The following is a 25,319-nucleotide window of genomic DNA, read 5'->3' as shown; positions in this document are numbered from 1 at the left end:
AATTATTGATTGTTTTGAACTTTATCCATTAATACCTTCATCCAGTATCCTCCGATCACCGAACGGGCTCTGAAGCCCACCCATTTTCCACTGTCTGTGTGGTGCCAGTCACTGATAGGTACACGAGATACTGTTTCATTGATATATTTATAGACAGGATCAGAGAATTTCTGGAAGGTTTCCTTATCTGATGACATAGCTGCCGTCCACATGATCCAGTCGGATTTTGTGTATTCTTTACGAGAATCCAAAGGGAGTCCATAAGGATTCTGTTTTGTTAGATAATAATTGAGCTCTTTTCCAATTACATTATTAGGAAATAAATTCAGGTTCCACAATTTGTCCCAAACCATATTATACTTCTGGCTCCAGGTATTCTTACGGTCGAAAGCCAAGCGATAGTGGTCGCCCTCATTCGCCATTTCTTCCCATTTCACTGCCATTTTCTTAGCTATAACAGCATATTTTTCAGCTACATCATTCAATCCGAGCATCCGAGCCATTTCACTGTATCCGGCCACTCCCATGATCGCTTTCACGGAAAGATTGGCATTATGAGCCCAATGTCCGGCGAAGTCATCCGTGCAAAGTTGGTTTTCCGGGTCCTGTCCAGACTAAACTGCCATTTATCAATTGTTTGAAATACAGATGATTATCTTTGCTCTGTATTGTCTTTGTGTTGTTATGGCTATTAAATAAAGTACAAAATTCTAACTTATGAGCAGACTTTTAATAAATAAAAAGTTAATGGATAAATGTAGTGGTAGTCTAAGATGAGAAATGGACTAATCTGAAAAAATGAATATTTTTCCTCTCTCTCTTTTCATTTATCCATGTAATTTCTTTTATGACATAAAAACTAGCAACATTTTAAGATATTAAAAATCAAATAGATTGAATAATTACTCTTGTTGAATGAATTCGACGTAAATAAAACTTTCTGGAATGATTTATCTATCTTTTTATGCTATTTTGCAGAGAAATGTTATTGTGTGATAGCTTAAGGTAATAAGGAAAGTAGATGTTAGAACCCCATTCAGGAGTCCATAGTGTGGTTTATTTTAAACCAATAAGTAGTTTCTTTTAAAGGTAGGAAATGTTCCTTTTAAACCAACGACTTGTTTCATTATATCAAAACTTGTTTTCGATAGTAGGAAAAAATACATGTTTATAAAGAATTATGCTATATATATTCAATAAAAGGAATATATATAAGTAACCATACTATTTTCCGCCACGCCAATTTTATCGGCTGTCTTTCAGCCGATAAAATAAAAATGCCCGTAAGAAAATATTTTTGTTTTAACATTCCGGTTTATAGAAACATGGCAGAAGAGCCTTCTTGTCGCAGTCCTTACCATGAAGAATACATTCAAACAAGTGTTTCAGGTAATTCTGAGGGTCTATGCCGTTCAACTTACAGCTTTCTATCAGAGAGAAGGTGAATGCAGAGTTTTCTGCCGCATCCTCACTGCCAACGTTCATACAGTTCTTGAGCAGCAGCTTTACAGGTTTCATCCTTTGCTCACAGAGGTTGTTCGAGATTTCTGCTGAACCGTCCTTGAGGATATTTCTCAAGGATTTCCACTGGTTTATCGTATAGTTCACGGCCTTTCTCATCAGTTCGTTAGCCATAATCTTCGCATCCTGCATCATAATGACCACCTTATGATGGATACGTTCAAGAATCGGTCCTGTTAGCTTAAGCCTTCTTTCCTTAATCTGCTCACCGCTGAGTTTCATCATACGGAACAGGTCTTCATTTCTGAACATCTCACCGATAGGATCTATTATGTCCATCGCTGTTCTGTCTGAAGGCAGGGCATCAACCCACAACCTTCTACAATGCGTCCAGCATCCTATATGAAGCACCTTTGAGTCGTCTCCGTCAAACATCCTGTAAACCGTATATCCGTCAGTGGATATGGTTCCCATAAAATATTCCAGGAATGATTTTGCCGCATCGGACGACCTGCTGCCGTTATTATAGTGATAATAGACCATCTTAATATGCTTGGCAAAGAAAGCCCATAAGTACTTTCTCCTGTAAGCCTTACCTTCCTTTGTTTCCACTCCAACAAGCTCAGTAGTCTCATCAACCATAAGGTAATTAGCTCTCTGTACAAACTCCTTGAAGACATCTTCCATGAACTCCCTTAGTTTGGCGATTCCGTTATGGATATAGCTGTTCAGCGTGGTATTGCTTATGTGGATACCCTCTCTTGCAAGCAGTCTTATCTGTCTGTTCTCAGGCATGCTGAAGTCATATTTCAGACAAAGCAGACGGGCAAGCAGTTCAGGAGAGAAGATACCTCCAAGGTTTTTCAGCGGATGTTCCATGGTGCTTGTGAAAGTGCCGTCCGCAAGCTTTACCCTTGCCACCTTGTAAACATGCTCCACGTTATAAGCCCTTACATGTTCTATGACCCTGTATTCCCACACATCAGGCATACCGTTGCGGTTCATAAACCGTCCCCCTTCTGGAAGCGTGTAATACTCGTCCACTTCATGTACTACCACCTTGTCAACTTTCAATTTTGTTTTCCCGGCACGTGGTGCGGTTTCCTTTCTCCTTGAAGGTTTGCTGTTCTGGGCAGGTATGTTGCCGGAAGAGGTATTGCTGCCGGTTTCGTTATCATCGGTCTTATTATTATCATCCTTCCTGTCAGAACCGTCATACTCGGATTGTTCCAGAGCGGACTTGTCGAGATTACGGTTGTTCAACAGCCTTCTTTGCTCGGAAGTACGGCCGAAACGGTGTTTCCTGCTGTCCTCAAGCTGAAGTCTGAGATTGGAGATCTCGTTTGCCAGCATCCTGTTCACCTCATCCTTTGCTTCAAGCTGCTTTCTCATAAGTTCCATTTCTTTCCTGTAATGTTCAACCGTGGTTGACTGCTTTTCGATGGTATCTTTGAGATCATTGATGGTATCTATCAGATTTTTAGAGTTCTCCCTGTTGGATTCTTCAATAGACTCAAGCCTCGCAATCAATTCTTTATTCTGTTTGCGAAGACCTGCCTTTTCCTCATTCGCCAGACCCAGCTGGCAGCAAAGTAACTCGTATGCTCTTTCATCAATCATGATATAAAGGTACGAAAAATCAGGCACTTACGCAAACTTTTTACCGTTTATTTTTTATACTATCCTGTTGATAATCAGTATGTTAATATTAGCCTTTCGGACTAACGTACATCTTGTCAACTACAATGCTTTCCGTAAGATAAGCCATGTCCGACCACTGTATCCGGTAGCACCTGGAGACTTCATCAAATACAGGTTTCTTGAATTTGCCCATAACAGGACGTTTTTCGTAAAGCACATAAAAACCGCGTTCGTAATGAAGTATCTTCACAACCTTTCGGTTCCGGGACATGAACATATATACATTGGACGCATCGCTCGGGTCAAGGGACATTTCTTCCCTTATACTCTCACACAGACGGAAAATGCCTTTCCGCAAATCAACATTACCGTTAAACAGGTAATAGTTAAGGTTAGCACTCAGTCCAAGCATATCATCCTATCATTTTATTAAGCAACAGGCTCAAATCAAGAACGGTGGTGTTTCTCAGGAACAGTGTTGCGCCAGACGCCAGCTGTAACTTGATCCATTTTATTGGTGGTTCACCTTCAGGATGTTTCACGTCCAACTTCACAGTTGGACTATTGCATGGTTTCCCGGTTATCTGGACTTTGGCAACCTTGGGCTGCTCAACCTGGACTGTCTTGCCTAACTTCTCACTCCACAACTGGTGACGCTGCCAGTTCATGAACTTGTCGTAATTTACACCATAATCAGCACAGAACTCTCGAAGATCTTTGGTCTCGCTGCATAACTGGTAGAGGTCATATACCTCCTGATAGTTTACTTTTTCTTTTGCCATAATCATTCTTGTTAAAGGTTACGGCGCAAAGATATGGCGGCTAACAACTTATGTCAAGGCGGAAAATAGAATGGTTACTATATATAATGTAAATGTGACTTTCTTTTTTCTATTTAGCAATTCAATAGAATCTTAATTCTTCTGCATACATGAAAAATGGAACATAATTTGAAATAACTAAGATAAAATCTTTCAATCTTTACCTGGCAAGTTTAGCTCGAAGTTCTTTTAGTCTTTTTGCAGCCTGTAGATTATCCACCTTTATATATCTCATGAATGCAGATGGACTCTTATGCCCGGATATGCGCATAAGTTCTCCGGCAGGAAAGCCGGATAAATACATATTTGTGCAAAACGATCGTCGGCAAGTATGAGAAGAGATCATCTCCCATTTTTCATAGACTCTCTTTTCCCGTTCTTTCCCTTTCTTGCGAACAACTTCGATCTTCTGTTTTAGTTTTGCCCTTCGCCCTAATTCTTTAACCCTTTCGTTGAATATATATCTAGGAATTTTAGGTAAATCATAGTTGTACTTCTTGAGTATTTCCGGTACATAATCGATCATAGGGATTATGACAGCTTTATGCACTTTTCTCTGTTTGAGATTTATAATCTCATTATCTAAGTCAATATGTTCGGGACTTAATGTTGAGAGATCACTATATCGTAGTCCTGTAAAACACCCAGTAATAAAAACATCTCTAATCTCTTCCAATTGCTTATCATCTGACAAGTCTAACTCGTGTATTGTTGAAAGTTCCTTTTCACTTAAATAAATAGCATCAGTTTCTTCTTCTACGACCTTAAAATGCTTCAAGTCAATTGGAGGAATAACTCCTTTATCTATTTGATAATTAACAAACCCTTTTAACAAACGTACAATTTTTCCTGCAGAATTAGTGAGTAAGCCAACACTCCCATCGGGCTTTATAACCTTATAAAATAAATAGTCCATGAATTCATTATAAAATATAAGATTCAGGTTATGAAAAGTAATTGGTTGCGATGAATGTTCTTTGAAAGCAATCAGATGTTTGCGAAGTGTTCGGTAGTCTTTTATTTGGTCTGCAGAAACAACAGGAGCCTTTTCTGTAATATATCTTTCTAATGCGTCAAATATATCTACCCGATTAGGACGTAACTCATATTCTCTATTCTTTTTTAATTCAAGTAAAACAAAATCTACGGTTGGACTTATTCCGTTAATCTTAGCATATGTAAGGATTTCTCCAAGCTTAGACGTTATTCTAATCAGGCAGGCATCAATCTCATCATAGTTTGGACAAGCGCGCTTAATCCATCTCTTTTTAGAATCCCAGTGTTCCGGTTTAATACTGTATCCGGTAGAGATGAGCGTACGCTTAGTTCGATTGTAGTTATATCGAACATAAAGGACAGTAGTCCCTTCTCGAGTGACGTACCTAGGTTTAATATATGGAGTATATTTTGCGATAGTAAAATCTGTATTGCTTTCGTATTGCAAAGTTACAAAAGCTATCCGAAATGAGCAATATCTCATCGTTAAAAGCTAGAACCTCCAAAAACATTGTACTATCTTAAAAAAAGTGGATAAATATTGCTCAAAAAGGAAAAAAACTACTCAAATCACACTGTAGGAGACTAATGTTACACTTTAAAAACATTCGAAACATGAAAAAAGAATAGATTTTGTCCTTTCTTGAACACAGATTTTCCTAATCTTTAGCATTAATTCCATTATTTTGTAGCGTTACAAATAAAATGCTATGGAAAAACAAATGGATTTGTATGATTCCTGGGTCCTACCTGAAACACACAATTCTATATAAACTTTTCCTCTAGCATTTATAAATATTCGACAGTACTGATTTTAATATATTATTTAGGTATAGCGATAAGAAAGGTAAGATTGCATTTAAAAGGTAATAGTAAGAAGGTAAAAAGAGAAATAAAAGAAAACGTAGGGTTTGTTTTTCTTTATAGGTAAACAAGATTGTAGATGGGTAACCTTAAAATTGTAGATTAATTAGAAAATATTTATGAAGAAACTACTAACAGTAATGGCCTTTTCGGTCGGTTTATTCGCAAATGCTCAAACCGGCAACTTATTTAAACCAGTAAAAGAGGTAGCGCTACGTACTCCGTCGGTACCTATCGTTGTTTCAGATCCTCACTTCTCTATCTGGTCTCCTTATGATAAATTAATGGAAGGAAGTACAGAACACTGGACTACAGCTAAGAAGCCATTAGTAGGGGCTTTACGCGTAGATGGTAAAGTGTATCGTTTCCTAGGTAAAGATCAAGTAGCTCTAATACCTATTGCTCCCATGACAAATGTGGAACGTTGGGAGGCTGCATATACTAATAGTCAACCTGCAAATGGATGGCAAGAATTCCAGTTTGATGATAGTAGTTGGAAAAAAGGTAAAGCAGCTTTCGGTAGCCGTGATATGCCACGTGTTCGCACAGAGTGGAAAGGAGATAATACAGATATTTATATCCGACGTACATTTGAAATAAATGATTTGGATTTAACAGAGAATATTTTTCTTATTTATTCTCATGACGATGTATTCGAATTATATTTAAATGGAGAAAAACTGGTTGCTACAGATCTCGTATGGAAGAATAATGTAAACCTAAAACTTTCAGATGAAGCCAAGAAAAAACTTCGTAATGGCAAAAATGTGATTGCAGCGCATTGTCATAACACAACTGGAGGATCTTATGTGGATTTTGGTTTATATCGTGAAAAGAAAAATGCAGTAACATTTGAAAATGAGGCTGTACAGAAATCGGTAGATGTACTAGCCACTTCCAGTTACTATACATTCACCTGCGGACCTGTCGAATTAGATGTTGTATTTACAGCGCCTCAATTGATAGATGACTTGGATTTGTTGTCAACTCCGATTAACTACATCTCCTATCGTGTGCGTCCTCTTGATAAAAAAGAGCATGATGTACAATTCTATATAGAAACGACTCCGGTATTAGCAGTGAATGAGACTACTCAGCCTACTATTGCACGTACATTATCGAAAAATGGTATTAGTTATGTAGAAGCTGGCACCATCAACCAGCCGATATGTGATCGTAAAGGTGATTTGATTTGTGCTGACTGGGGATATGTATATCTTGGTAGTGTAAATGGAGCAGGAAAATCTATAAGTTTGGGTGACTATAGCGGAATGAAGGAAGCTTTTGTTAAAAATGGAACTTTAGCTTCAAGTAAAACCAAATGGATTACTCGTCGGGAAGAAAATACTCCTGCAATGGCTTATGTACATAATTTTGGAACTGTTACCAAAGATGGTAAAGATGGTTTCTTGATGATCGGTTATGATGACATTTATTCCATTGAATATATGTATGAGAAACGTATGGGATATTGGAAACATGATGGTAAAGTAACGATTTTTGATGCTTTCGAAAAACTAAGAGATAACTATCAATCCATTATGGAGCGTTGTCGTGCACTTGATGAACTTATTTATAGCGATGCAGAAAAAGCAGGTGGTAAAAAATATGCAGAAATATGTTCTGCTTCATATCGTCAAGTGATTTCCGCCCATAAACTTTTCACAGACAAAGAAGGTAACCTGATGTGGTTCTCTAAAGAGAATAACAGTAATGGTTGTATCAATACAGTCGATCTGACCTATCCGTCCGCCCCTTTGTTCCTCGTTTATAATCCAGATTTGGAAAAAGCCATGATGACTAGCATTTTCGAATATAGTGCAAGTGGGCGTTGGAATAAACCTTTTGCAGCACATGACCTTGGCACTTATCCAATAGCTAATGGACAAGTTTATGGTGGTGACATGCCGATTGAAGAAAGTGGTAATATGGTGATTCTAACTGCAGCTATTTCAAAAATTGAAGGTAATGCCGATTATGCTAAGAAATATTGGGACATTTTGACGACATGGACTAATTATTTAGTAGAGTATGGACAGGACCCGGAAAACCAACTTTGCACGGATGACTTCGCCGGACATTGGGCTCATAATGCCAATCTTTCAGTGAAAGCAATTATGGGTGTAGCCGGATACAGCGAAATGGCTCGTATGCTCGGTTTGAATGATGTGGCAGATAAATATGCAGCGACAGCCAAACAAATGGCAACAAAATGGGAAGAAATGGCCAATGAAGGCGATCATTACCGTTTGGCTTTTGACCGTAAAAACACTTGGAGCCAAAAATATAATATGGTTTGGGATAAGTTGTGGGATTTGAATTTATTCCCTAACAATGTAATCGGAAAAGAAATTAGCTATTATTTAACAAAACAGAATCCTTACGGACTACCATTGGACTCCCGCAAAGAATACACCAAATCCGACTGGATCATGTGGACGGCAGCTATGTCTCCGGATCAAGTAACCTTTGAAAAATTCTCTGATCCTGTCTATAAATATATCAATGAAACAGTATCTCGTGTACCTATCAGTGACTGGCATCATACTGACAGTGGTAGGTGGGTCGGTTTTAGAGCCCGTTCGGTGATCGGAGGATACTGGATGAAAGTATTAATGGATAAAGTTCAGAATAATCAATAATTTAAATCTAATTTATTATGAATGGTAGAACAATGAGACATGGAAGCATGGAACTTCTATGGAGGATGCTATTTGTGCTCTTTATAATCTGTTTGGGCAGTTGTAAAGACGACAAAGACGCAACAGTAGCACCTTATGATCCGAATCAGCCGATAGAGGTGACGGATTTCACACCTAAGTCGGGAGGTGGAAAAAAGAAGATGATTATCTATGGTAGTAATTTTGGGACAGATCGCTCCATTATATCTGTAAAAGTAGGAGGAAAAGAAGCACTAGTCATTAGTTCTAAGGGGAATAGTATATACTGTCAAACTCCTGAACGATGTTTCGAAGGAACTGTTGAAGTGAAAATTGGAGAACAAGCAGTCGTAGTATCAGAAAAATACCAATATGAGCCTCAGACAGTAGTAACGGATTTGTGTGGGGAGGTAAATGAATTAGGTCAGGGAAATATTGAGACCGAACCACGTCCGTTCAATGATTGTGGAAAGATAGAATATCCTTATTGGTTCTCTTTTGATCCTCAACATCATCATATCCTTTATTTGTCTCAAACGGGTACTGATAAGGAAAAGAATAGACCTTTACGAGTTCTGGACTTAGAAAAAGAGATGATCTATACAAAGAAAGTTAATAATATAGTTCGTATGACTTCCATAACATGGACTGATGAAGGTAATATGGTAATAGCATGTCCACAGGGTGGTGGCAGTTCCAATAGGAGTAATATTATATTAAAGCGTGGTAGTAGTGCGGACGGTCAGGACTTTAAAGATGCTAGTTGGACGATACTGACACGCGGTAATGCTTGTAACGGTTCGATGATTCTTCCGGAAACCGGTGATATTTATTTTAATCATCGTGCCACAGGGCTCGTATACAGATACAATATAAGTAATGAAGAAAATTGGAATGCTAATCCACCAGTTCCCGGTGGAGACGGATTATCTGAAATTCTGGCGTTCAGCGTTCCGAATAGTGGTGTTGATTTTAGTTTTGTGCCTCATCCTACAGGCAAATATGTCTACATTATCATGCATGAATCGCATTATATACTTCGTTCTAATTATGATAAAGAGACAGGAAAACTGGTTACTCCATACATTGTATGCGGACAATCCGGACAAGCTGACTATAAAGATTTAGTGGGTATTAATGCCCGTCTGAATAAACCGGGACAAGGCGTATTCGTATATAATAAAGAATATGAAGATGCGGGAAAAGAGGATCATTATGATTTCTATTTTACAGATACCCAAAATCATTGTATTCGTAAACTGACTCCAGATGGAGTTGTCTCTACTTTTGCAGGACGTGGTTCCGCTTCAACCAGTGCCTATAAATGGGGAAAGCAAAATGGCGAAATACGTGAAAGAGCTCGTTTTAATGAACCGGTTGCTTTGGCTTATGATGAAGAGACAAAAACTTTTTATGTAGGAGATACGGGAAACTTTAAGATTCGAAAGATTGCAAAAGAGCAAGAAGCGGATGAACAAGGAGAAGGAGGATCAGATGATGAACAGACTGGTGAAAACCAAATGGATGAGATTTTTCCAGAATAACGAGAACAAATAATCGAATAAAAAACAAACACATGAGAAGAAAAAGTTTTATCACTATTTGTCTATTATGGATCTTTATGTCCCTTTCTGCTCAGGAAAAGAAAATAGAGGTTACGGGAGTAGTGACAGATATGAACAATGAACCGTTAATCGGTGTTAATGTGACCGTAAAAGATCAGGCTGGTTTAGGGGCTATTACAGATATTAACGGACGTTATAAAATTAATATTGAAGAGTTCTCTAGACTGGTGTTTTCATATATCGGATTTGACAGGCAAGAAGTGTTGGTGAAGAGGCAGCGTGTGATCAATGTCACTATGAAAGAATCAGAAGCCAGCGAGCTTGATGAAGTTGTTATAACGGGAACTGGGGCGCAGAAAAAATTGATAGTGACTGGTGCTGTAACTACTGTGAATGTAGATGACTTGAAATCTAATCCTTCAGCAAATCTGTCGAATGCTTTGGCTGGTAATGTGGCAGGTGTACTTGCCATGCAAACTTCCGGTCAGCCAGGTGTAAACACTTCCGAATTCTGGATTCGTGGTATTTCTACTTTTGGTGCCAATAGTGCTGCACTAGTGTTAGTGGATGGATTTGAACGTGATTTGAATGATATTAATATTGAGGATATTGAGACGTTCACGGTATTGAAGGATGCTTCCACTACGGCTATCTATGGTCCCCGTGGTGCTAACGGAGTAATACTTATTACTACAAAACGGGGTAAAGAAGGTAAAATTAATATCAATGCAAAGGTGGAAAGCTCTTATAATACACGCACTATCACACCTGAATTTGCAGATGGTTATAGTTATGCGATGTTGATGAATGAAGCACGTATTACTCGCAACCAGGAACGGATCTATCGCGATGATGAAATGGAAATTTTACGATTAGGTCTTGATCCGGATCTCTATCCGAATGTAGATTGGATGGATACATTGTTGAAAGACGGAGCCATGACTTACCGTGCTAACTTAAATATGAATGGTGGAGGTAGTACCGCACGATATTTTGTATCTCTTAGCTATATTAATGAGGAAGGGATGTATAAGACAGATGAAGCGATGCGTAAAGATTATAATACTAATCCCAGTAGTCAACGTTGGAATTATCGTTTGAATACGGATATTGATGTTACGAAAACAACACTTGTGAAAGTCGGTGTGTCCGGTTCATTGAAAAAACGGAATGCTCCGGGACAAGGTGATAATGTATGGTATTCTTTGTTAGGACAAAATCCGATTAGTATTCCTATTATGTATTCTGATGGTTCCATACCTGCATTCGGTGAGGGTGAGAATCGGAAGAATCCTTGGACGCTTGCCACACAGACCGGTTATAAGGAGATTTGGAATAACAAGATACAAACGAACATCTCATTGGAACAGAAATTAGATTTTGTTACTAAGGGACTGCGTTTTGAAGGTCGATTCGGTTTTGACACTGACAACCAGAGCTCGATTACTCGTAAGAGAATGCCGGAGACATGGCGTGCCCAACGTGAGCGCGATGACAACGGAGATATTATATTAAAACAGCAAAGTATCGAGAAACCGATGGAACAAACAAGCTCGTCAACTGGTGATCGCCGTGAGTTTTTTGAGGCTATTCTGCAATACAATCGTGCATTCAAAGCACATCATTTAGGCGGAACGTTGAAATATAGTCAAGATGCATACCGGACTACAGTGGATATCGGTACTGATGTAAAGAATGGTATTGCCAAGCGTCATATGGGTGTGGCAGGACGTTTCAGTTATAACTGGAATTACCGCTATTTTGCAGATTTCAATTTCGGCTATAACGGTTCGGAAAACTTTGCAGACGGGCATCGATTCGGCTTCTTCCCTGCCTTTTCCGTAGCTTGGAATGTTGCTGAAGAGAAATACATCAAGAAGCATCTGAAATGGATGAATATGTTTAAGCTGCGTTATTCTTACGGAAAAGTGGGTAATGATAAACTAGGTGAGCGTTTCCCTTATTTATACACTCTTGCTAATGAATATACGGAAAAGGTAGATGGTAAAGATGTGGTGAAATATTATCCGGGATGGACCTGGAGTGACTATGACTCTGAAGACAATAAATACAACGGCATGTTGTATACCCAGTTGGCTTCGGAAAGTGTTACTTGGGAGATTGCAACCAAACATGATGCGGGTGTAGATATGTCTTTATTTAATGATAAGTTTACTGCTTCTGTTGATTATTTTCACGAACAGCGTGACGGCATTTATATGGAGAGAAAATACCTCCCCAGTATAGTCGGTGTAAGAAGCAATCCGAAAGCTAATGTGGGAAGTGTTTTATCACAAGGCTTTGATGGAAATTTTGCTTATAAACAAAAAATAGGCAAAGTAAACTTAACCGTCCGAGGAAATATGACTTATAGCAAGAACGAGATATTAGAAAAGGATGAAGAAAATGCTGTTTATCCTTATCAGACAGAAGCCGGTTATCGAGTGAACCAGGCAAAAGGTTTGATTGCGCTCGGCTTGTTCAAAGATTATGATGATATCCGTAACAGTCCGAAACAAGCTTGGAATAAAGTACAACCGGGTGATATTAAGTACAAAGATGTCAATGGAGACGGTATTGTAAATGATGCTGATATGGTAGCTATCGGCGCAACTACTAAACCAAATCTGATTTATGGTTTTGGTGTTTCAGCACAATGGAACGGATTTGATTTTAATGTTCATTTCCAAGGTTCGGGTAAATCTTCTTTCTTTATCAACGGTACCAGTGTGCATGCCTTTAGTGACAGCCAATGGGGTAATGTTTTTACTAATCTTGTAAAAGATCGCTGGGTAGATCCGGAAACGGCAAAGATTCTAGGCATTCCTGTCAACGAAAATCCGAATGCTTCTTATCCGAGGCTTACTTACGGAGGGAATGAAAACAACTATAAAAAATCCACATTCTGGTTGCGTGATGGTTCTTACTTACGTCTGAAGACATTAGAAGTTGGCTATACTTTACCTAAATCAATTGTAAATAAGATGAGATTCAATAAAATCCGCATATTTTTCATCGGAACCAATTTATTGACATTTGCCAAGTTCAAAGAATGGGATCCGGAAATGGGTAGTTCGAATGGAGAACAATATCCACTGGCTAAAGTCTTTACTTTGGGATTGACTGTTAACATCTAATAAATGTATGTGAAATGAAAAAGATATATAAACTATATATTGGTGTTTTATTAAGCGTGATTGCCGTTTCTTGTACAGATAGTCTGGATTCGGACAAATATTTCACTGACCGGAGGTCGTTGGAAGATGTGTTTACTGATAAAACATATACGGAAGAATGGCTGGTACATGCTTATTCTTTCTTAGGAGGCAATAATATGGAAGTCTCTACCAGAGATAATATTCTCTGGAATTTTGCCGATGATATTTATTTCGGCGGCAATAGTCTCGGTGATTATAAGAAATTCAAAACCGGAACTTATGATGAAAATTGGTATCAATCATGGGGGGCTAGTTATAAAGGTATTCGTCAGGCATCCATCTTCATCGAAAATATTGACATGAATACAAAGTTTACGGAAGAAGAAAGAGCCGATTTGAAAGCCCAGGCTCGTTTCGTACGTGCATACTATTATTGGTTGTTGTTACGCAGGTATGGACCTGTACCTTTGTTGCCTGACGAGGGACTTGATTACACAAGTAGTTATGACGATTTGGCTGTTCAACGCAACTCGTATGATGAATGTGTAGAATATATAGAGACCGAAATGCGTTTGGCAGCTCAAGATCTGCCTTTGACCAGAGCGGTGAACCAAATTTCACGTCCAACGAGAGGTGCAGCATTAGCCGCACGTGCCAGAGCATTACTTTATGCGGCGAGTCCGATTAATAATCCTCGTCCGGAAGATACAGATAAGTTTTCGGATTTGGTAGATTATGATGGAAGATGCCTGATCTCACAGGAATATAATGAATATAAATGGGCTAGAGCTGCAGCTGCTGCAAAAGATGTAATGGAGCTTCCTGGAAGTAACAGTGGACATCGTTACGAACTATACCATAAAAAAGCAGTCACTACATCGGAGCCGGGATATCCTGCCACTGTCGCTCCTTGTCAAGACGGTGATTTTTCGGAGAAGACATGGGATCAAGGTGGTTATAATGATATAGATCCTTACGCATCCTATCGTGAAGTTTTCAATGGTTCATTGGCCATGTACCAAAATCCGGAACTGATTTTCAGTCGTGGACGTAATCAGGGAGATAACAGTCTCGTTGCAATGGTGAGGCTCCAAATGCCCAAAGTATTTGGTGGTGGGAGCAATGCTTATGGCATGACAATGAAAATGTGTGATGCTTATTATATGGATAATGGAGAGGAATTCAATAGAGAACTGTTTAAAGAAACATATCCTGCGGATAAGCGTTTTGTGACCAAAGAGGAAGCCGAAGCTGAAACCTACCCTCATTTGAAAGAGGGAGTATATAAGGAATATGCTAATCGTGAACCGCGTTTCTATGCTTCCGTTTCGTTTAATGGTTGTGTGTGGTCCTTGTTAAAAAATGCAGAAACGGTAGATTATAAAAAAGATGTTGAGAAACAAGTTAATTATTATTATGGTATCAACACAGATGGTTTCTCGGGGACAGGTGTCTATTTGCGTTCCGGTATTGGCATCATGAAGTATGTGCATCCGGATGATACTAATCGTAAGGAGATTAAACCGAAAGCAGAACCTGCTATTCGTTTTGCTGAAATCCTGTTGATTTATGCTGAAGCGTTAAATGAACTTGAAGAAGGAGCCAACTATGATGTCCCTTCATGGGATAGTTCTACTACTTATTCTATTAAGCGTGACATTGATGAAATGAAAAAAGGAATCCGCCCGATTCGTCGTCGTGCGGGTGTACCAGACTATGATCTTGAGACTGTATACAAGAGCCAGGATGAATTCCGTAAAAAAATGAAAAAAGAACGTCAAATAGAATTGATGGCAGAAGGACAGCGTTATTTCGATTTGCGTAGATGGAAAGATGCAGAAGTGGAAGAGTCGAAAAAGAATTATGGTTGCAATTTCTATATGTCGGATTCTAAGGACCAAAAAGAACAGTTCTATACTCCGATAGAGATTACAGATCTACCGACTGCATTTTCTCGTAAATTGTATTTTTGGCCGATTAGTCATGAAGAATTGAAGCGGAACAAAAGGTTGACACAAAATCCAGGATGGACATATAATGATTAGTTCAAAACAACAGAATATGATATGAAAAATATATATGCTTATTTAATGATATTGGCTACTGTCACATTGAGTGCTGCCTGTAATAATGAATGGGAAGACGAACAGTATGAACAATATATATCTTTCAAATCGCCTATTCCTGCAGGGGGCGAAGGAGTTACTGATATTTACGTCAGATATAAGGAAGATGGAAAAGTGACTTATCGGTTACCGATCGTTGTTAGCGGGTCTACGACGAATACACTGGATAGGGAAGTACATATAGCAGTGGATAAAGATACGTTGGAAACGTTGAATATAGAGCGTTTCAGCATTCATCGTCCGGGATTGTGGTATACAGCATTGGAGGAAGATAAATATGATTTTCCTAAGACGGTACATATTTCGGCCGGTTCCTCTGTGGAACAATTGAATATTGATTTTAATTTGCAAGGCATCGATATGTTGGAGAAATGGGTATTGCCTTTAACTATTGTTGATGACCCTTCTTATAATTATAAAAGTCATCCGCGCAAAAATTATGCGAAAGCATTGTTGCGTGTAATCCCATTCAATAATTATTCTGGTTCATATACTTCTTCGGCTATGAAAGTATACACATACATAAACGGTAAGCCGGATACGAATGCAAGAACCGCGAATAAGCGGACTGGATATGTGATAAATGATAATACCGTTTTCTTTTATGCAGGTTTAATCAGTGAGGATTTGGATAAAGAAGTGCGTGAAAAATACAAAATAAACGTGCATTTTAATGAGGATGGAACACTGCACATGGAGCAAGGTGATCCGACAAATAAAATGAAGTTTGAGTTGATAGGAACACCAACTTATAGCAAAACGTCAGTTATGGATGCCACACGTCCTTATTTGGAACGGCGTTATGTTCAAATCATGTTTGAATATGACTTTGAAGATTTTAGTTACGGTGGGAACGGTGTAGATGTAATTCCTATTAAATATAAAGTAGAAGGTAGTATGACGCTGCAACGGAACATCAATACACAGATTCCGGATGAGGATCAGCAGATTGAATGGTGATGCAGACGAACTGCAATAGAAGAGCTCCATAAACACTAATTATTCCCCCAGTTACAACATAGTAGCTGGGGGAATTCTTTAAGAGCACCGTCCATCACTCTATTTGAATAAAATTACATATCCTCTAGGCCTAAGACTCGTGTTTCAATATCATATTTCGCCATTTCTTTGTGTTTTAAATGCTCCACTTTCTCCATGAAAGTTGAATGGACATAATTATTCTCTGGCATCCGTTTAACCTCTGCTATAAGAGCTTTCTTACCACTTGATTTGAGAGCGACAATATCAATTTCAAAAGAGTTTAATCGTTCCTTGTTTGCAGAACTTTTAGTTTCCCACCAGGAACCAATTTCTTTAAACCCTCCTTCCTCTGCTAATTTCTGTTTAAAATATTTCTCCAATACTCTACCTGAATAAGTCTGATAATCAGCCTTTGCTAGTTGACGAAGGTCTTCAAAGTTCTGTAGCTCAATATAAGAACGGTTCCGTTCAATGTATTTAAACCAGAAATTTAGAAAGTTATCGCCAATAATATATCGTACATTCTTCTTAGTACCGGGTTTCGCAAAAATAGGCCGCTCACGTGTTATCAAATTATACACATTTTCTAATTTACTTAAATGGCCCCCGATAGATATACCACCTAATGCCGATTCTATTTCTCCTTGTGTATAATGCCCATTTGCTATTTCTAATAGGATAGAAAAGTAAATACCATAATTTTTCCCAAATTCAGTAATCAACAAATTACGCCCTTCATCTATAAACAGGGAATTCTCTGAAAAAACAAAGTCATATATCCGGTCAACAGAAAGGGCTTGATTGTCACAGAACAGCTCTACATATTTAGGGATTCCTCCGGTCAGTGTATACAAAGCTAATAGGTCATCATTACTATATCCGGGCGCAAAATCCTCCATAATTTGTTTTAGCACTTTTGTATTGAAGGGTCGAAGACATAAAATATTGTCAGCACGTCCGAATAATGGTTCTCCATGATCTGTGAATATCTTTTGCATCAATGAATATACAGAGCCGCTAATTACAAGATTTATTTTAGTTTCTTGCCGATATTCATCCCAAAGATTTTGCATATCACTAAAAACATCGGGTCTGATATTATAAAACTCCTGAAATTCATCAATAACAATATTAAAAGAACGTGTTTTTCCTATTTCGAAAAGATATTGTATCAAAGTAGTAAAGTTGGATATGCCATCCGGAATAAAAATAGATAATGTCTCGCGTACTATTTTTATAAAATCTGCGACTAATATACTCTCTGCTTTTCTTCCAATGAAAAAATATACAGTAGGTGTTCCTTTCAGAGCTTGTTTTATAAGACTGGTTTTTCCAATACGCCTACGGCCTGTTACCACAATCATTCTGGAATTTTGACCAAATGCAAGCTCTTGTACACGCTTCAATTCTGCAATTTCTTTCTCTCTATTATAAAACTTCATAATCAATAAGTTTTTCTCAACGGCTGTTGAGTCAACCGTCGTTGCAAAAATATGAAATAAATTAAGAACAGCCAATTTTGCAATACTTAATTATTGATGTTTTCGCCATTTTTAGAGTTCATCCGAAAGAAAATAGAATAATAAAGTAATGAAAATAAGTGACTTTATTGAGAGAAAAATCACTTTAATTTTACTTGAAAAAGATGTAAAGCACAACACAGTAACAATACGCTAATTTATAATATTCAGATTATCAAATAGATACAATTAGGTTTGTTAGTTTGGACAGGACCCGGAAAACCAACTTTGCACGGATGACTTCGCCGGACATTGGGCTCATAATGCCAATCTTTCCGTGAAAGCGATCATGGGAGTGGCCGGATACAGTGAAATGGCTCGGATGCTCGGGTTGAATGATGTAGCTGAAAAATATGCTGTTATAGCTAAGAAAATGGCAGTGAAATGGGAAAAAATGGCGAATGAGGGTGATCATTACCGTTTGGCTTTTGACAGAAAGAACACTTGGAGTCAAAAATATAACATGGTTTGGGATAAGTTATGGAACCTGAATTTATTTCCTAACGATGTAATCGGAAAAGAAATAAACTATTACTTGACAAAGCAGAATCCTTACGGGCTTCCTCTGGACTCTCGTAAAGAATACACAAAATCCGACTGGATAATGTGGACGGCAGCTATGTCTCCGGATCAAGTAACCTTTGAAAAGTTCTCTGATCCTGTCTATAAATACATTAACGAGACCGTGTCACGTGTGCCTATCAGTGATTGGCACCATACCGACAGCGGTAAATGGGTAGGCTTCAGAGCGCGTTCGGTGATCGGAGGATACTGGATGAAAGTGTTAATGGATAAAGTTCAGAATAATCAATAATTTTAAATCTAGTGTATTATGAAATGTAAAACTATGAAACATGGGAACATAGGACTACAATGCATGATGTTGGCATTCATCTTTACAGTCTGTTTCAGCAGTTGTAAAGACGACAAAGATACAACTGCAGCCCCTTATGATCCAAGTCAACCAGTAGAGGTAACGGACTTTACCCCTAAATCAGGAGGAACAAAAGTACGTATGATTATTTATGGTAGTAATTTTGGCATTGATCCCTCTATTATTTCAGTTAGGGTAGGTGGAAAAGAAGCTAAGGTTATTAGTGTAGAAGGCAATTGTTTATATTGCATTACTCCAGACCAGTGTTATGAAGGTACGATAGAACTAACAGTCGGCGAAACCCCAACTGTAACTATACCACAGAAATATAAATATGTCCAACAGATGCTTGTCACTACTTTATGTGGCTATGTGGATGAACTAGGAAATGGAGAAATAAAAAAAGAAGGTCCATTTAATGATTGTGGAAAGATAGATTCTCCTACGTGGTTTTCATTTGATCCAAAATTTCCGAATCTTCTTTATTTAACCCAAGACAATGGTGATCAAGGTAAAAAGCCTATACGAATTTTAGATTTAGAAAGAGAATACATAACGACTGGATTGGCTGCCGGAAGTGATGGAGTAGGACGTTTTCGCAGTATTACCTGGACATTAGATGGTGATACAATGATAATTGCATGCTCAAAAGGAGATGTTAATGGTGCAAGTAACATCTTCATGACTCGCCAAGGTAACTTTTTGGATCAGAAACGATTGACTACCGGTAATGGATGCCAAGCTTCTGCTGTGCATCCCAGAAATGGAGAATTATATTATAATAACTTCGGAGAAGGTATGGTGATAAGATATGATTATCACAAGTGGGGAATAAACAATAATAAGGAACATCAAGAAAAGCTGTACGCTATTCAAGATATAGATTGGGAATTCAATTATATCATTCACCCATCCGGAAAGTATGCATATATAGTGGTAATAAACCGTCACTATATCCTCCGTGCAAACTATGATGAAGACAAGAAAACATTTACCAATCCGTATGTCGTATGCGGAGCACCAGGTCAAGCTGGCTATGATGATAAAATTGGAGCTAAGGCGCGATTAAGCAGACCCTACCAAGGAGTGTTTGTCAAGAATCCAGAGTATAAGGCAGCCGGAAAAGATGAAATTTACGATTTTTACTTTACTGATCGTGATAATCATTGTATTCGAAAGCTGACACCAGACGGAATTACTTCAACTTTTGCAGGACGAGGAAGCGTTGGTATGAATATACATGCCAATGGTTATGTAGATGGGGCATTACGCGAAGAGGCTCGTTTTGATTCTCCAGCCGCATTGGCATACGATGAAGTAAACAATATATTTTATGTGGGAGATGTAAATAATCATCGTATCCGTAAAATTGCTTTGGAAAAAATACCGGAAGACCTCATTAGAGACCAATCAGATAAAAGAATATCGGATGAAGTTAAATAATAACCGAATAATATGGAATGCATAAATATTAAGAAATTGATAACTTTCTGTCTATTATTGATTTCTATAAGCGTTTTTGCGCAAAAAAAGATAGAAGTTACAGGAATTGTAACAGATGAGAATAAGGAACCACTGATTGGTGTGAATGTAACAGTAAAAGACCAGGCTGGCTTGGGAGCTATCACAGATATTAACGGACGTTACAAAATAAATGTTGAAGAATATTCAAGGCTGCTCTTTTCATATATTGGATTTGATAAACAGGAAGTGCTGATAAAGCAGCAACGTATAGTGAATATTACAATGAAAGAAGCCAATGCAAGAGAGATTGATGAAGTTGTCATCACCGGAACAGGCGTGCAGAAAAAACTGACGGTGACAGGAGCGGTAACGACTGTAAATGTAGACGACCTGAAATCAAATCCTTCAGCAAACCTCTCAAATGCTTTGGCAGGTAATGTAGCAGGTATTCTCGCCATGCAGACATCAGGGCAGCCGGGAGTGAATACTTCTGAATTCTGGATTCGGGGTATCTCCACTTTCGGAGCAAACAATTCTGCGCTGGTATTAGTTGATGGATTTGAACGTAGCCTGGACGAAATGAATATAGAGGACATTGAGTCTTTCACTGTATTGAAAGATGCTTCTACGACAGCTATATATGGTCCCCGTGGTGCTAACGGGGTAATCTTGATTACCTCCAAACACGGTAAAGCCGGTAAAATCAATATAAACGCAAAAGTTGAAACGTCTTACAACACACGCACCATTACACCCGAATTTGCAGACGGTTACACTTACGCACGCATGATGAATGAATCACGCATTACTCGTAATAAAGAACCTATATACCAAGATGATGAATTGGAGCTTTTACGATTAGGACTTGATCCTGATCTTTATCCGAATGTGGATTGGAAGGATGTGTTGCTGAAAGATGGAGCGATGACTTATCGTGCTAATGTGAACATGAATGGTGGTGGGGCTACTGCACGCTATTTTGTTTCACTTAGTTATATCAGCGAAGGAGGAATGTATAAAACAGACGACGCTATGCGTGAGGATTATAATAGCAACCCAAGTAGTCAACGTTGGAATTATCGATTGAACACGGACATTGATATAACTAAAAGTACTCTCCTGAAAGTTGGAGTTTCCGGTTCTTTAAAGAAACGAAATGCACCGGGACAAGGGGAAAATGTATGGAAATCATTGATGAATCAAAATCCGATTAGTGTTCCATTGATGTATTCTAACGGCTATATACCGGCATTTGGTAAAGAAGATGATCGCTCGAACCCATGGGTGCTTGCTACGCAAACTGGATACAAAGAGTTTTGGAATAATAAAGTACAGACAAACATTTCTTTGGAACAAAAACTGGATTTTATAACAAAAGGGCTACGCTTTGAAGGACGTTTTGGATTTGACATCAATAATGATAATGAAATCAACCACAAGAAAATGCCTGAAACATGGCGTGCACAACGTTTCCGTAATTCGGCGGGCGAAATAGTGTATGATCGACAAAGGGAAGAACAGAAGATGGAACAGACCAGTAAGTCATCAGGTAATCGCAGAGAGTTCCTCGAAGCTTTTTTACAGTATAATCGTGGATTTAAAGAACACCATGTAGGAGCAACTCTCAAATATAGCCAGGATGCTTATAAAACAACTGTTGATGTTGGTACAGATGTAAAAAACAGTATTGCCAAACGTCATATGGGAATAGCCGGACGAGCCAGTTACAACTGGAATTACCGTTATTTCGTCGATTTCAATTTTGGATACAACGGTTCGGAGAACTTTGCTGACGGACATCGGTTCGGTTTTTTTCCTGCATTTTCTGTTGCTTGGAATATAGCTGAAGAAAAATTGATCAAGGATCATCTGAAATGGATGAACATGTTTAAACTACGTTATTCATACGGAAAAGTCGGAAATGATCAGTTGGGAACACGCTTTCCTTATTTATATACCATTTCCGGTAAGTATACAGAAAAAGTGGATGACAAAGATGTAGAAAAGATATTCCCCGGATGGAATTGGGGAGATTACGGATACGATAAAAAGTTTGATGGTATGACATATAGCATGTTGGCTTCCGAAAATGTAACATGGGAAATTGCTACCAAACATGATTTTGGAGTAGATTTATCTCTATTTAATGATAAATTGACAGCTACAGTCGATTATTTCCACGAGCAACGTGATGGCATTTACATGGAGCGAAAATTTCTTCCAGGTATGGTAGGTATCGTAAGAAGTAATCCTAAAGCCAATGTCGGTAGTGTATTATCTGAAGGATTTGACGGTCATTTTGCTTACAAACAAAAGTTAGGTAAAGTAAATCTCACCATTCGAGGTAATATGACTTATAGTAAGAATGAAATTCTGGAGAGAGATGAAACAAATACTGTCTATCCTTATCAATTAGAAAAAGGATATCGTGTCAATCAGGCAAAAGGACTTATTGCGTTAGGTCTGTTCAAAGATTACGATGATATTCGTAATAGTCCTAAACAACAGTTTGGTAAAGTACAGCCAGGTGACATCAAGTATAAGGATGTGAATGGTGACGGGGTCATTAATGATGGAGATAAAGCGGCTATTGGAGCCACTACCAAACCGAACTTGATTTACGGATTTGGTATTTCGGCACAATGGAGAGGACTTGACTTCAATGTTCACTTTCAAGGAGCCGGCAAGTCTTCATTCTTTATTGAGGGCTCTACCGTATATGCTTTCAAAGACAACCAATGGGGAAACGTATTGGAGAATTTGGTGGAAAATCGCTGGGTGGATGCAGAAACTGCTGCCAGGTTTGGTATTCCTGCTAATGAAAATCCAAATGCTTCGTATCCTCGTTTAAGTTTCGGTGGAAATGATAACAATTTCCGGAAGTCTACATTTTGGTTGCGTGATGGTTCTTATTTGCGATTAAAAACTCTGGAAGTTGGCTATACTTTACCTAAAACAGTTGTAAACAAACTGAAATTTAATAAGATACGCGTATTCTTTATCGGAACGAACTTATTGACATTCGCTAAATTCAAAGAATGGGATCCTGAACTCGGTAGTTCTACAGGTACCGAGTATCCACTTTCCAAAGTCTTTTCTCTAGGTTTATCTGTTAATATCTAATTTAATATACGTGAAATGAGAAGAATATATTATATATGCATATATATCCTATTAGGAGTAGGAATTGCATCCTGTGCGGACAACTTGGATTCTGACAAGTATTTCAAAGACCGCATGTTACTTGAAGATGTGTTTACTGATGAAACACGGACAGAAAGGTGGTTAGCACATGCTTTTTCATATCTGTCAGGAGAAAATATGGATGTTTCCAGTAAAGATAATAATCTGTTCTGCTTTGCCGATGATATTTATTTCGGTGACCGTGATGATTATAAAACATTTAAGAACGGTACATATAATGAAGGCTTCCGACATTCTTGGGGAGCAAGCTATAAAGGCATTCGTCAAGCTTCTATTTTTATTCAAAATGTTGACATGAATATGAAGATTACGGAACAGGAAAAAGCAGACTTTAAAGCACAAGCGCGCTTCGTAAGAGCTTATTACTACTGGCTTTTACTTCGTAGGTATGGTCCTATACCTTTGTTGCCGGACGAAGGACTTGATTACACTGATAGTTATGAAGGTTTGGCACGGCAACGCAATACTTATGACGAATGTGCCAACTACATTGCTTCCGAAATGGCTTTAGCTGCAAAAGATTTACCATTGGAGAGAGGAACCAACCACATAGCTCGTCCAACCAGAGGAGCCGCTCTAGCTGCGCGTGCCAAAGTGTTACTGTATGCGGCAAGTCCGATAAACAATCCTCGCCCGGAAGATACAGAAAGATTTACTGACTTGGTGGACCATGATGGTAAATGTCTCATTGCGCAGGAATATGACGAATATAAATGGGCAAAAGCTGCTGCAGCTGCACTTGATGTGATGAAACTCGGGCAATATGAGTTGCATTATTCGTTAGCAAAGACAGAATCAAGTCCAGGCTTTCCTAAAACCGTTACTCCCTATCAAGATAACGATTTCTCGAAACAGGATTGGCCGGATGGGTACAAAAATATAGATCCGTTTGAGTCATACCGTTCGCTCTTTGATGGTGATTTAGCAGCCTCAGATAATAAAGAATTGATTTTTACACGTGGTAAAAATCAGGGTGACCGTGATCTGGCGGATATGGTCAGGCATCAACTCCCATCAATTTATGGTGGTTGGAATACACATGGTATGACACAAAAACAATGTGATGCCTATTATATGGCTAATGGGGATGATTGTCCGGGTAAAGAACGTGAATTAAATATTCCTGGTCGTAGTGACATGCGCGAACGTGCAAATGGATTTGTCAGCAAAACAGAAGCAGGAACTGAAGGATATGAACACTTACGTGCTGGAGTCTCCAAGCAATATGCCGGGCGTGAACCTCGCTTCTACGCTTCCGTCGGATTTAATGGAGCTATATGGCCTATGCTACAAAATTCATCCCTAACCCCTGCCCAGCCGGTAGATGTACAAATATTCTATTATCGTGGTAATGGTAATGGATATACGAATACAAATTTCTGGTTACGTAGTGGAATAGGAATTATGAAATTTGTCAGTCCGGATGATACAGCAGTAGGCAAAATAAACGACCGCATCACTAAAAAACCAGAGCCTGCAATCCGCTACGCAGAAATATTACTGATATATGCGGAAGCTTTGAATGAGCTGGAAGATGGATCCACGTATGACATTTCGTCGTGGGATGGCTCTACTAGTTATTCCATCAAGCGTGACATTAATGAAATGAAGAAGGGGATTCGACCGATTCGCTGCCGTGCCGGTGTGCCTGATTATGATCTTACTACTATATATGGGAATAAGGATGAATTTCGTAAGAAGTTGAAACGTGAGCGCCAAATTGAATTAATGGGTGAGGGGCATCGATATTTTGATTTACGTAGATGGAAGGATGCTCCGGTGGAAGAGGCAATGAAAGTATATGGATGCAATACGTTAATGACTGATTCGGAAGATCAAAAAGTTCTATTTCATTCTCCTGTGGTTATAAACGATCTGCCTTCAACCTTCTCGCGCAAACTATATTTCTGGCCTATTAGCCATGATGAGTTAAAACGGAATAATTTGTTAACCCAGAATCCTGGATGGACATATAATGATTAAT

Annotated in this window: 13 protein-coding genes and 2 pseudogenes; 9 read left to right on the top strand and 6 right to left on the bottom strand. The window is 38.6% G+C overall.

Going from position 1 to position 25,319, the window contains the following annotated elements; all coding sequences use genetic code 11:
• Window positions 1-2: 2 nt before the first annotated feature.
• From Bovatus_RS17685 to Bovatus_RS17665, 5 genes and pseudogenes are all read right to left on the bottom strand, one after another.
• A pseudogene (locus Bovatus_RS17685) lies at window positions 3-611 on the bottom strand (DUF1793 domain-containing protein); the annotation flags it as partial.
• 691 nt (window positions 612-1,302) lie between these two features.
• Window positions 1,303-3,081, bottom strand: coding sequence for an IS66 family transposase (gene tnpC, locus Bovatus_RS17680; protein WP_004300191.1), 1,779 nt, complete (start codon window positions 3,079-3,081; stop codon window positions 1,303-1,305).
• A gap of 88 nt (window positions 3,082-3,169) precedes the next feature.
• On the bottom strand, window positions 3,170-3,514 hold the full coding sequence (gene tnpB, locus Bovatus_RS17675; RefSeq protein ID WP_004297053.1) for an IS66 family insertion sequence element accessory protein TnpB: 345 nt from the start codon (window positions 3,512-3,514) through the stop codon (window positions 3,170-3,172).
• A gap of 1 nt (window position 3,515) precedes the next feature.
• On the bottom strand, window positions 3,516-3,884 hold the full coding sequence (locus Bovatus_RS17670) for a hypothetical protein (protein ID WP_170834904.1): 369 nt from the start codon (window positions 3,882-3,884) through the stop codon (window positions 3,516-3,518).
• Between the two features lie 199 nt (window positions 3,885-4,083).
• Entirely contained in the window at window positions 4,084-5,367 is a 1,284-nt protein-coding gene (locus Bovatus_RS17665; protein ID WP_008024175.1) for a site-specific integrase, read from the bottom strand.
• A 535-nt stretch (window positions 5,368-5,902) separates the two neighbouring features.
• On the opposite strand from Bovatus_RS17665, the gene Bovatus_RS17660 reads away from it, so the two are divergent.
• Genes Bovatus_RS17660 through Bovatus_RS17640 form a run of 5 tightly spaced genes read left to right on the top strand, consistent with a single transcriptional unit; the run spans window position 5,903 to window position 16,252 of the window.
• Window positions 5,903-8,425, top strand: coding sequence for a glutaminase family protein (locus Bovatus_RS17660; protein ID WP_059365524.1), 2,523 nt, complete (start codon window positions 5,903-5,905; stop codon window positions 8,423-8,425).
• A 17-nt stretch (window positions 8,426-8,442) separates the two neighbouring features.
• The gene (locus Bovatus_RS17655) at window positions 8,443-9,987 is read left to right on the top strand and encodes an IPT/TIG domain-containing protein (protein ID WP_004297625.1); all 1,545 of its coding nucleotides are present in this window, start codon (window positions 8,443-8,445) and stop codon (window positions 9,985-9,987) included.
• Window positions 9,988-10,019: 32 nt separating this feature from the next.
• Window positions 10,020-13,145, top strand: coding sequence for a SusC/RagA family TonB-linked outer membrane protein (locus Bovatus_RS17650; protein ID WP_049701670.1), 3,126 nt, complete (start codon window positions 10,020-10,022; stop codon window positions 13,143-13,145).
• 14 nt (window positions 13,146-13,159) lie between these two features.
• Window positions 13,160-15,211 (top strand): RagB/SusD family nutrient uptake outer membrane protein, encoded by a 2,052-nt coding sequence (locus Bovatus_RS17645; RefSeq protein ID WP_004297623.1) that lies wholly within the window; start codon window positions 13,160-13,162, stop codon window positions 15,209-15,211.
• A 21-nt stretch (window positions 15,212-15,232) separates the two neighbouring features.
• A complete protein-coding gene (locus Bovatus_RS17640) occupies window positions 15,233-16,252 on the top strand; it encodes a DUF4973 domain-containing protein (RefSeq protein WP_004297621.1) in 1,020 nt (339 codons plus the stop codon).
• 113 nt (window positions 16,253-16,365) lie between these two features.
• On the opposite strand, the gene Bovatus_RS17635 is transcribed toward Bovatus_RS17640, so the two are convergent.
• Window positions 16,366-17,715 carry an ATP-binding protein gene (locus Bovatus_RS17635; protein ID WP_052587893.1) on the bottom strand — a complete coding sequence of 450 codons (1,350 nt, stop codon included), beginning with the start codon at window positions 17,713-17,715 and terminating at the stop codon, window positions 16,366-16,368.
• 280 nt (window positions 17,716-17,995) lie between these two features.
• Here Bovatus_RS17635 and Bovatus_RS17630 point away from each other — a divergent pair.
• The 4 genes and pseudogenes from Bovatus_RS17630 to Bovatus_RS17615 form a co-directional block, all read left to right on the top strand.
• Window positions 17,996-18,607 (top strand): annotated as a pseudogene (locus Bovatus_RS17630) (DUF1793 domain-containing protein); the annotation flags it as partial.
• Between the two features lie 18 nt (window positions 18,608-18,625).
• Window positions 18,626-20,110, top strand: a complete 1,485-nt coding sequence (locus Bovatus_RS17625) for an IPT/TIG domain-containing protein (RefSeq protein ID WP_004298154.1) — start codon at window positions 18,626-18,628, stop codon at window positions 20,108-20,110.
• A gap of 21 nt (window positions 20,111-20,131) precedes the next feature.
• Window positions 20,132-23,254, top strand: a complete 3,123-nt coding sequence (locus Bovatus_RS17620) for a SusC/RagA family TonB-linked outer membrane protein (protein WP_049702262.1) — start codon at window positions 20,132-20,134, stop codon at window positions 23,252-23,254.
• Between the two features lie 15 nt (window positions 23,255-23,269).
• Window positions 23,270-25,318: a RagB/SusD family nutrient uptake outer membrane protein gene (locus tag Bovatus_RS17615; RefSeq protein ID WP_004298159.1), complete on the top strand. Its 2,049-nt coding sequence runs from the start codon at window positions 23,270-23,272 to the stop codon at window positions 25,316-25,318.
• The last annotated feature ends 1 nt before the right edge of the window (window position 25,319 follow it).

Origin of the sequence: Bacteroides ovatus (assembly GCF_001314995.1) — a bacterium.
Classification (GTDB): domain Bacteria; phylum Bacteroidota; class Bacteroidia; order Bacteroidales; family Bacteroidaceae; genus Bacteroides; species Bacteroides ovatus.
This window is presented reverse-complemented; position numbering and strand designations above follow the sequence as displayed.

Bases quoted from the DNA above. Each gene is read 5' to 3' on its own strand.
- Bovatus_RS17635 (WP_052587893.1), bottom strand. From the start codon at position 17,715: ATGAAGTTTTATAATAGAGAGAAAGAAATTGCAGAATTGAAGCGTGTA.
- tnpC (WP_004300191.1), bottom strand. From the start codon at position 3,081: ATGATTGATGAAAGAGCATACGAGTTACTTTGCTGCCAGCTGGGTCTG.
- Bovatus_RS17650 (WP_049701670.1), top strand. From the start codon at position 10,020: ATGAGAAGAAAAAGTTTTATCACTATTTGTCTATTATGGATCTTTATG.
- Bovatus_RS17655 (WP_004297625.1), top strand. From the start codon at position 8,443: ATGAATGGTAGAACAATGAGACATGGAAGCATGGAACTTCTATGGAGG.
- Bovatus_RS17625 (WP_004298154.1), top strand. From the start codon at position 18,626: ATGAAATGTAAAACTATGAAACATGGGAACATAGGACTACAATGCATG.
- Bovatus_RS17670 (WP_170834904.1), bottom strand. From the start codon at position 3,884: ATGGCAAAAGAAAAAGTAAACTATCAGGAGGTATATGACCTCTACCAG.
- Bovatus_RS17640 (WP_004297621.1), top strand. From the start codon at position 15,233: ATGAAAAATATATATGCTTATTTAATGATATTGGCTACTGTCACATTG.
- tnpB (WP_004297053.1), bottom strand. From the start codon at position 3,514: ATGCTTGGACTGAGTGCTAACCTTAACTATTACCTGTTTAACGGTAAT.
- Bovatus_RS17645 (WP_004297623.1), top strand. From the start codon at position 13,160: ATGAAAAAGATATATAAACTATATATTGGTGTTTTATTAAGCGTGATT.
- Bovatus_RS17660 (WP_059365524.1), top strand. From the start codon at position 5,903: ATGAAGAAACTACTAACAGTAATGGCCTTTTCGGTCGGTTTATTCGCA.
- Bovatus_RS17615 (WP_004298159.1), top strand. From the start codon at position 23,270: ATGAGAAGAATATATTATATATGCATATATATCCTATTAGGAGTAGGA.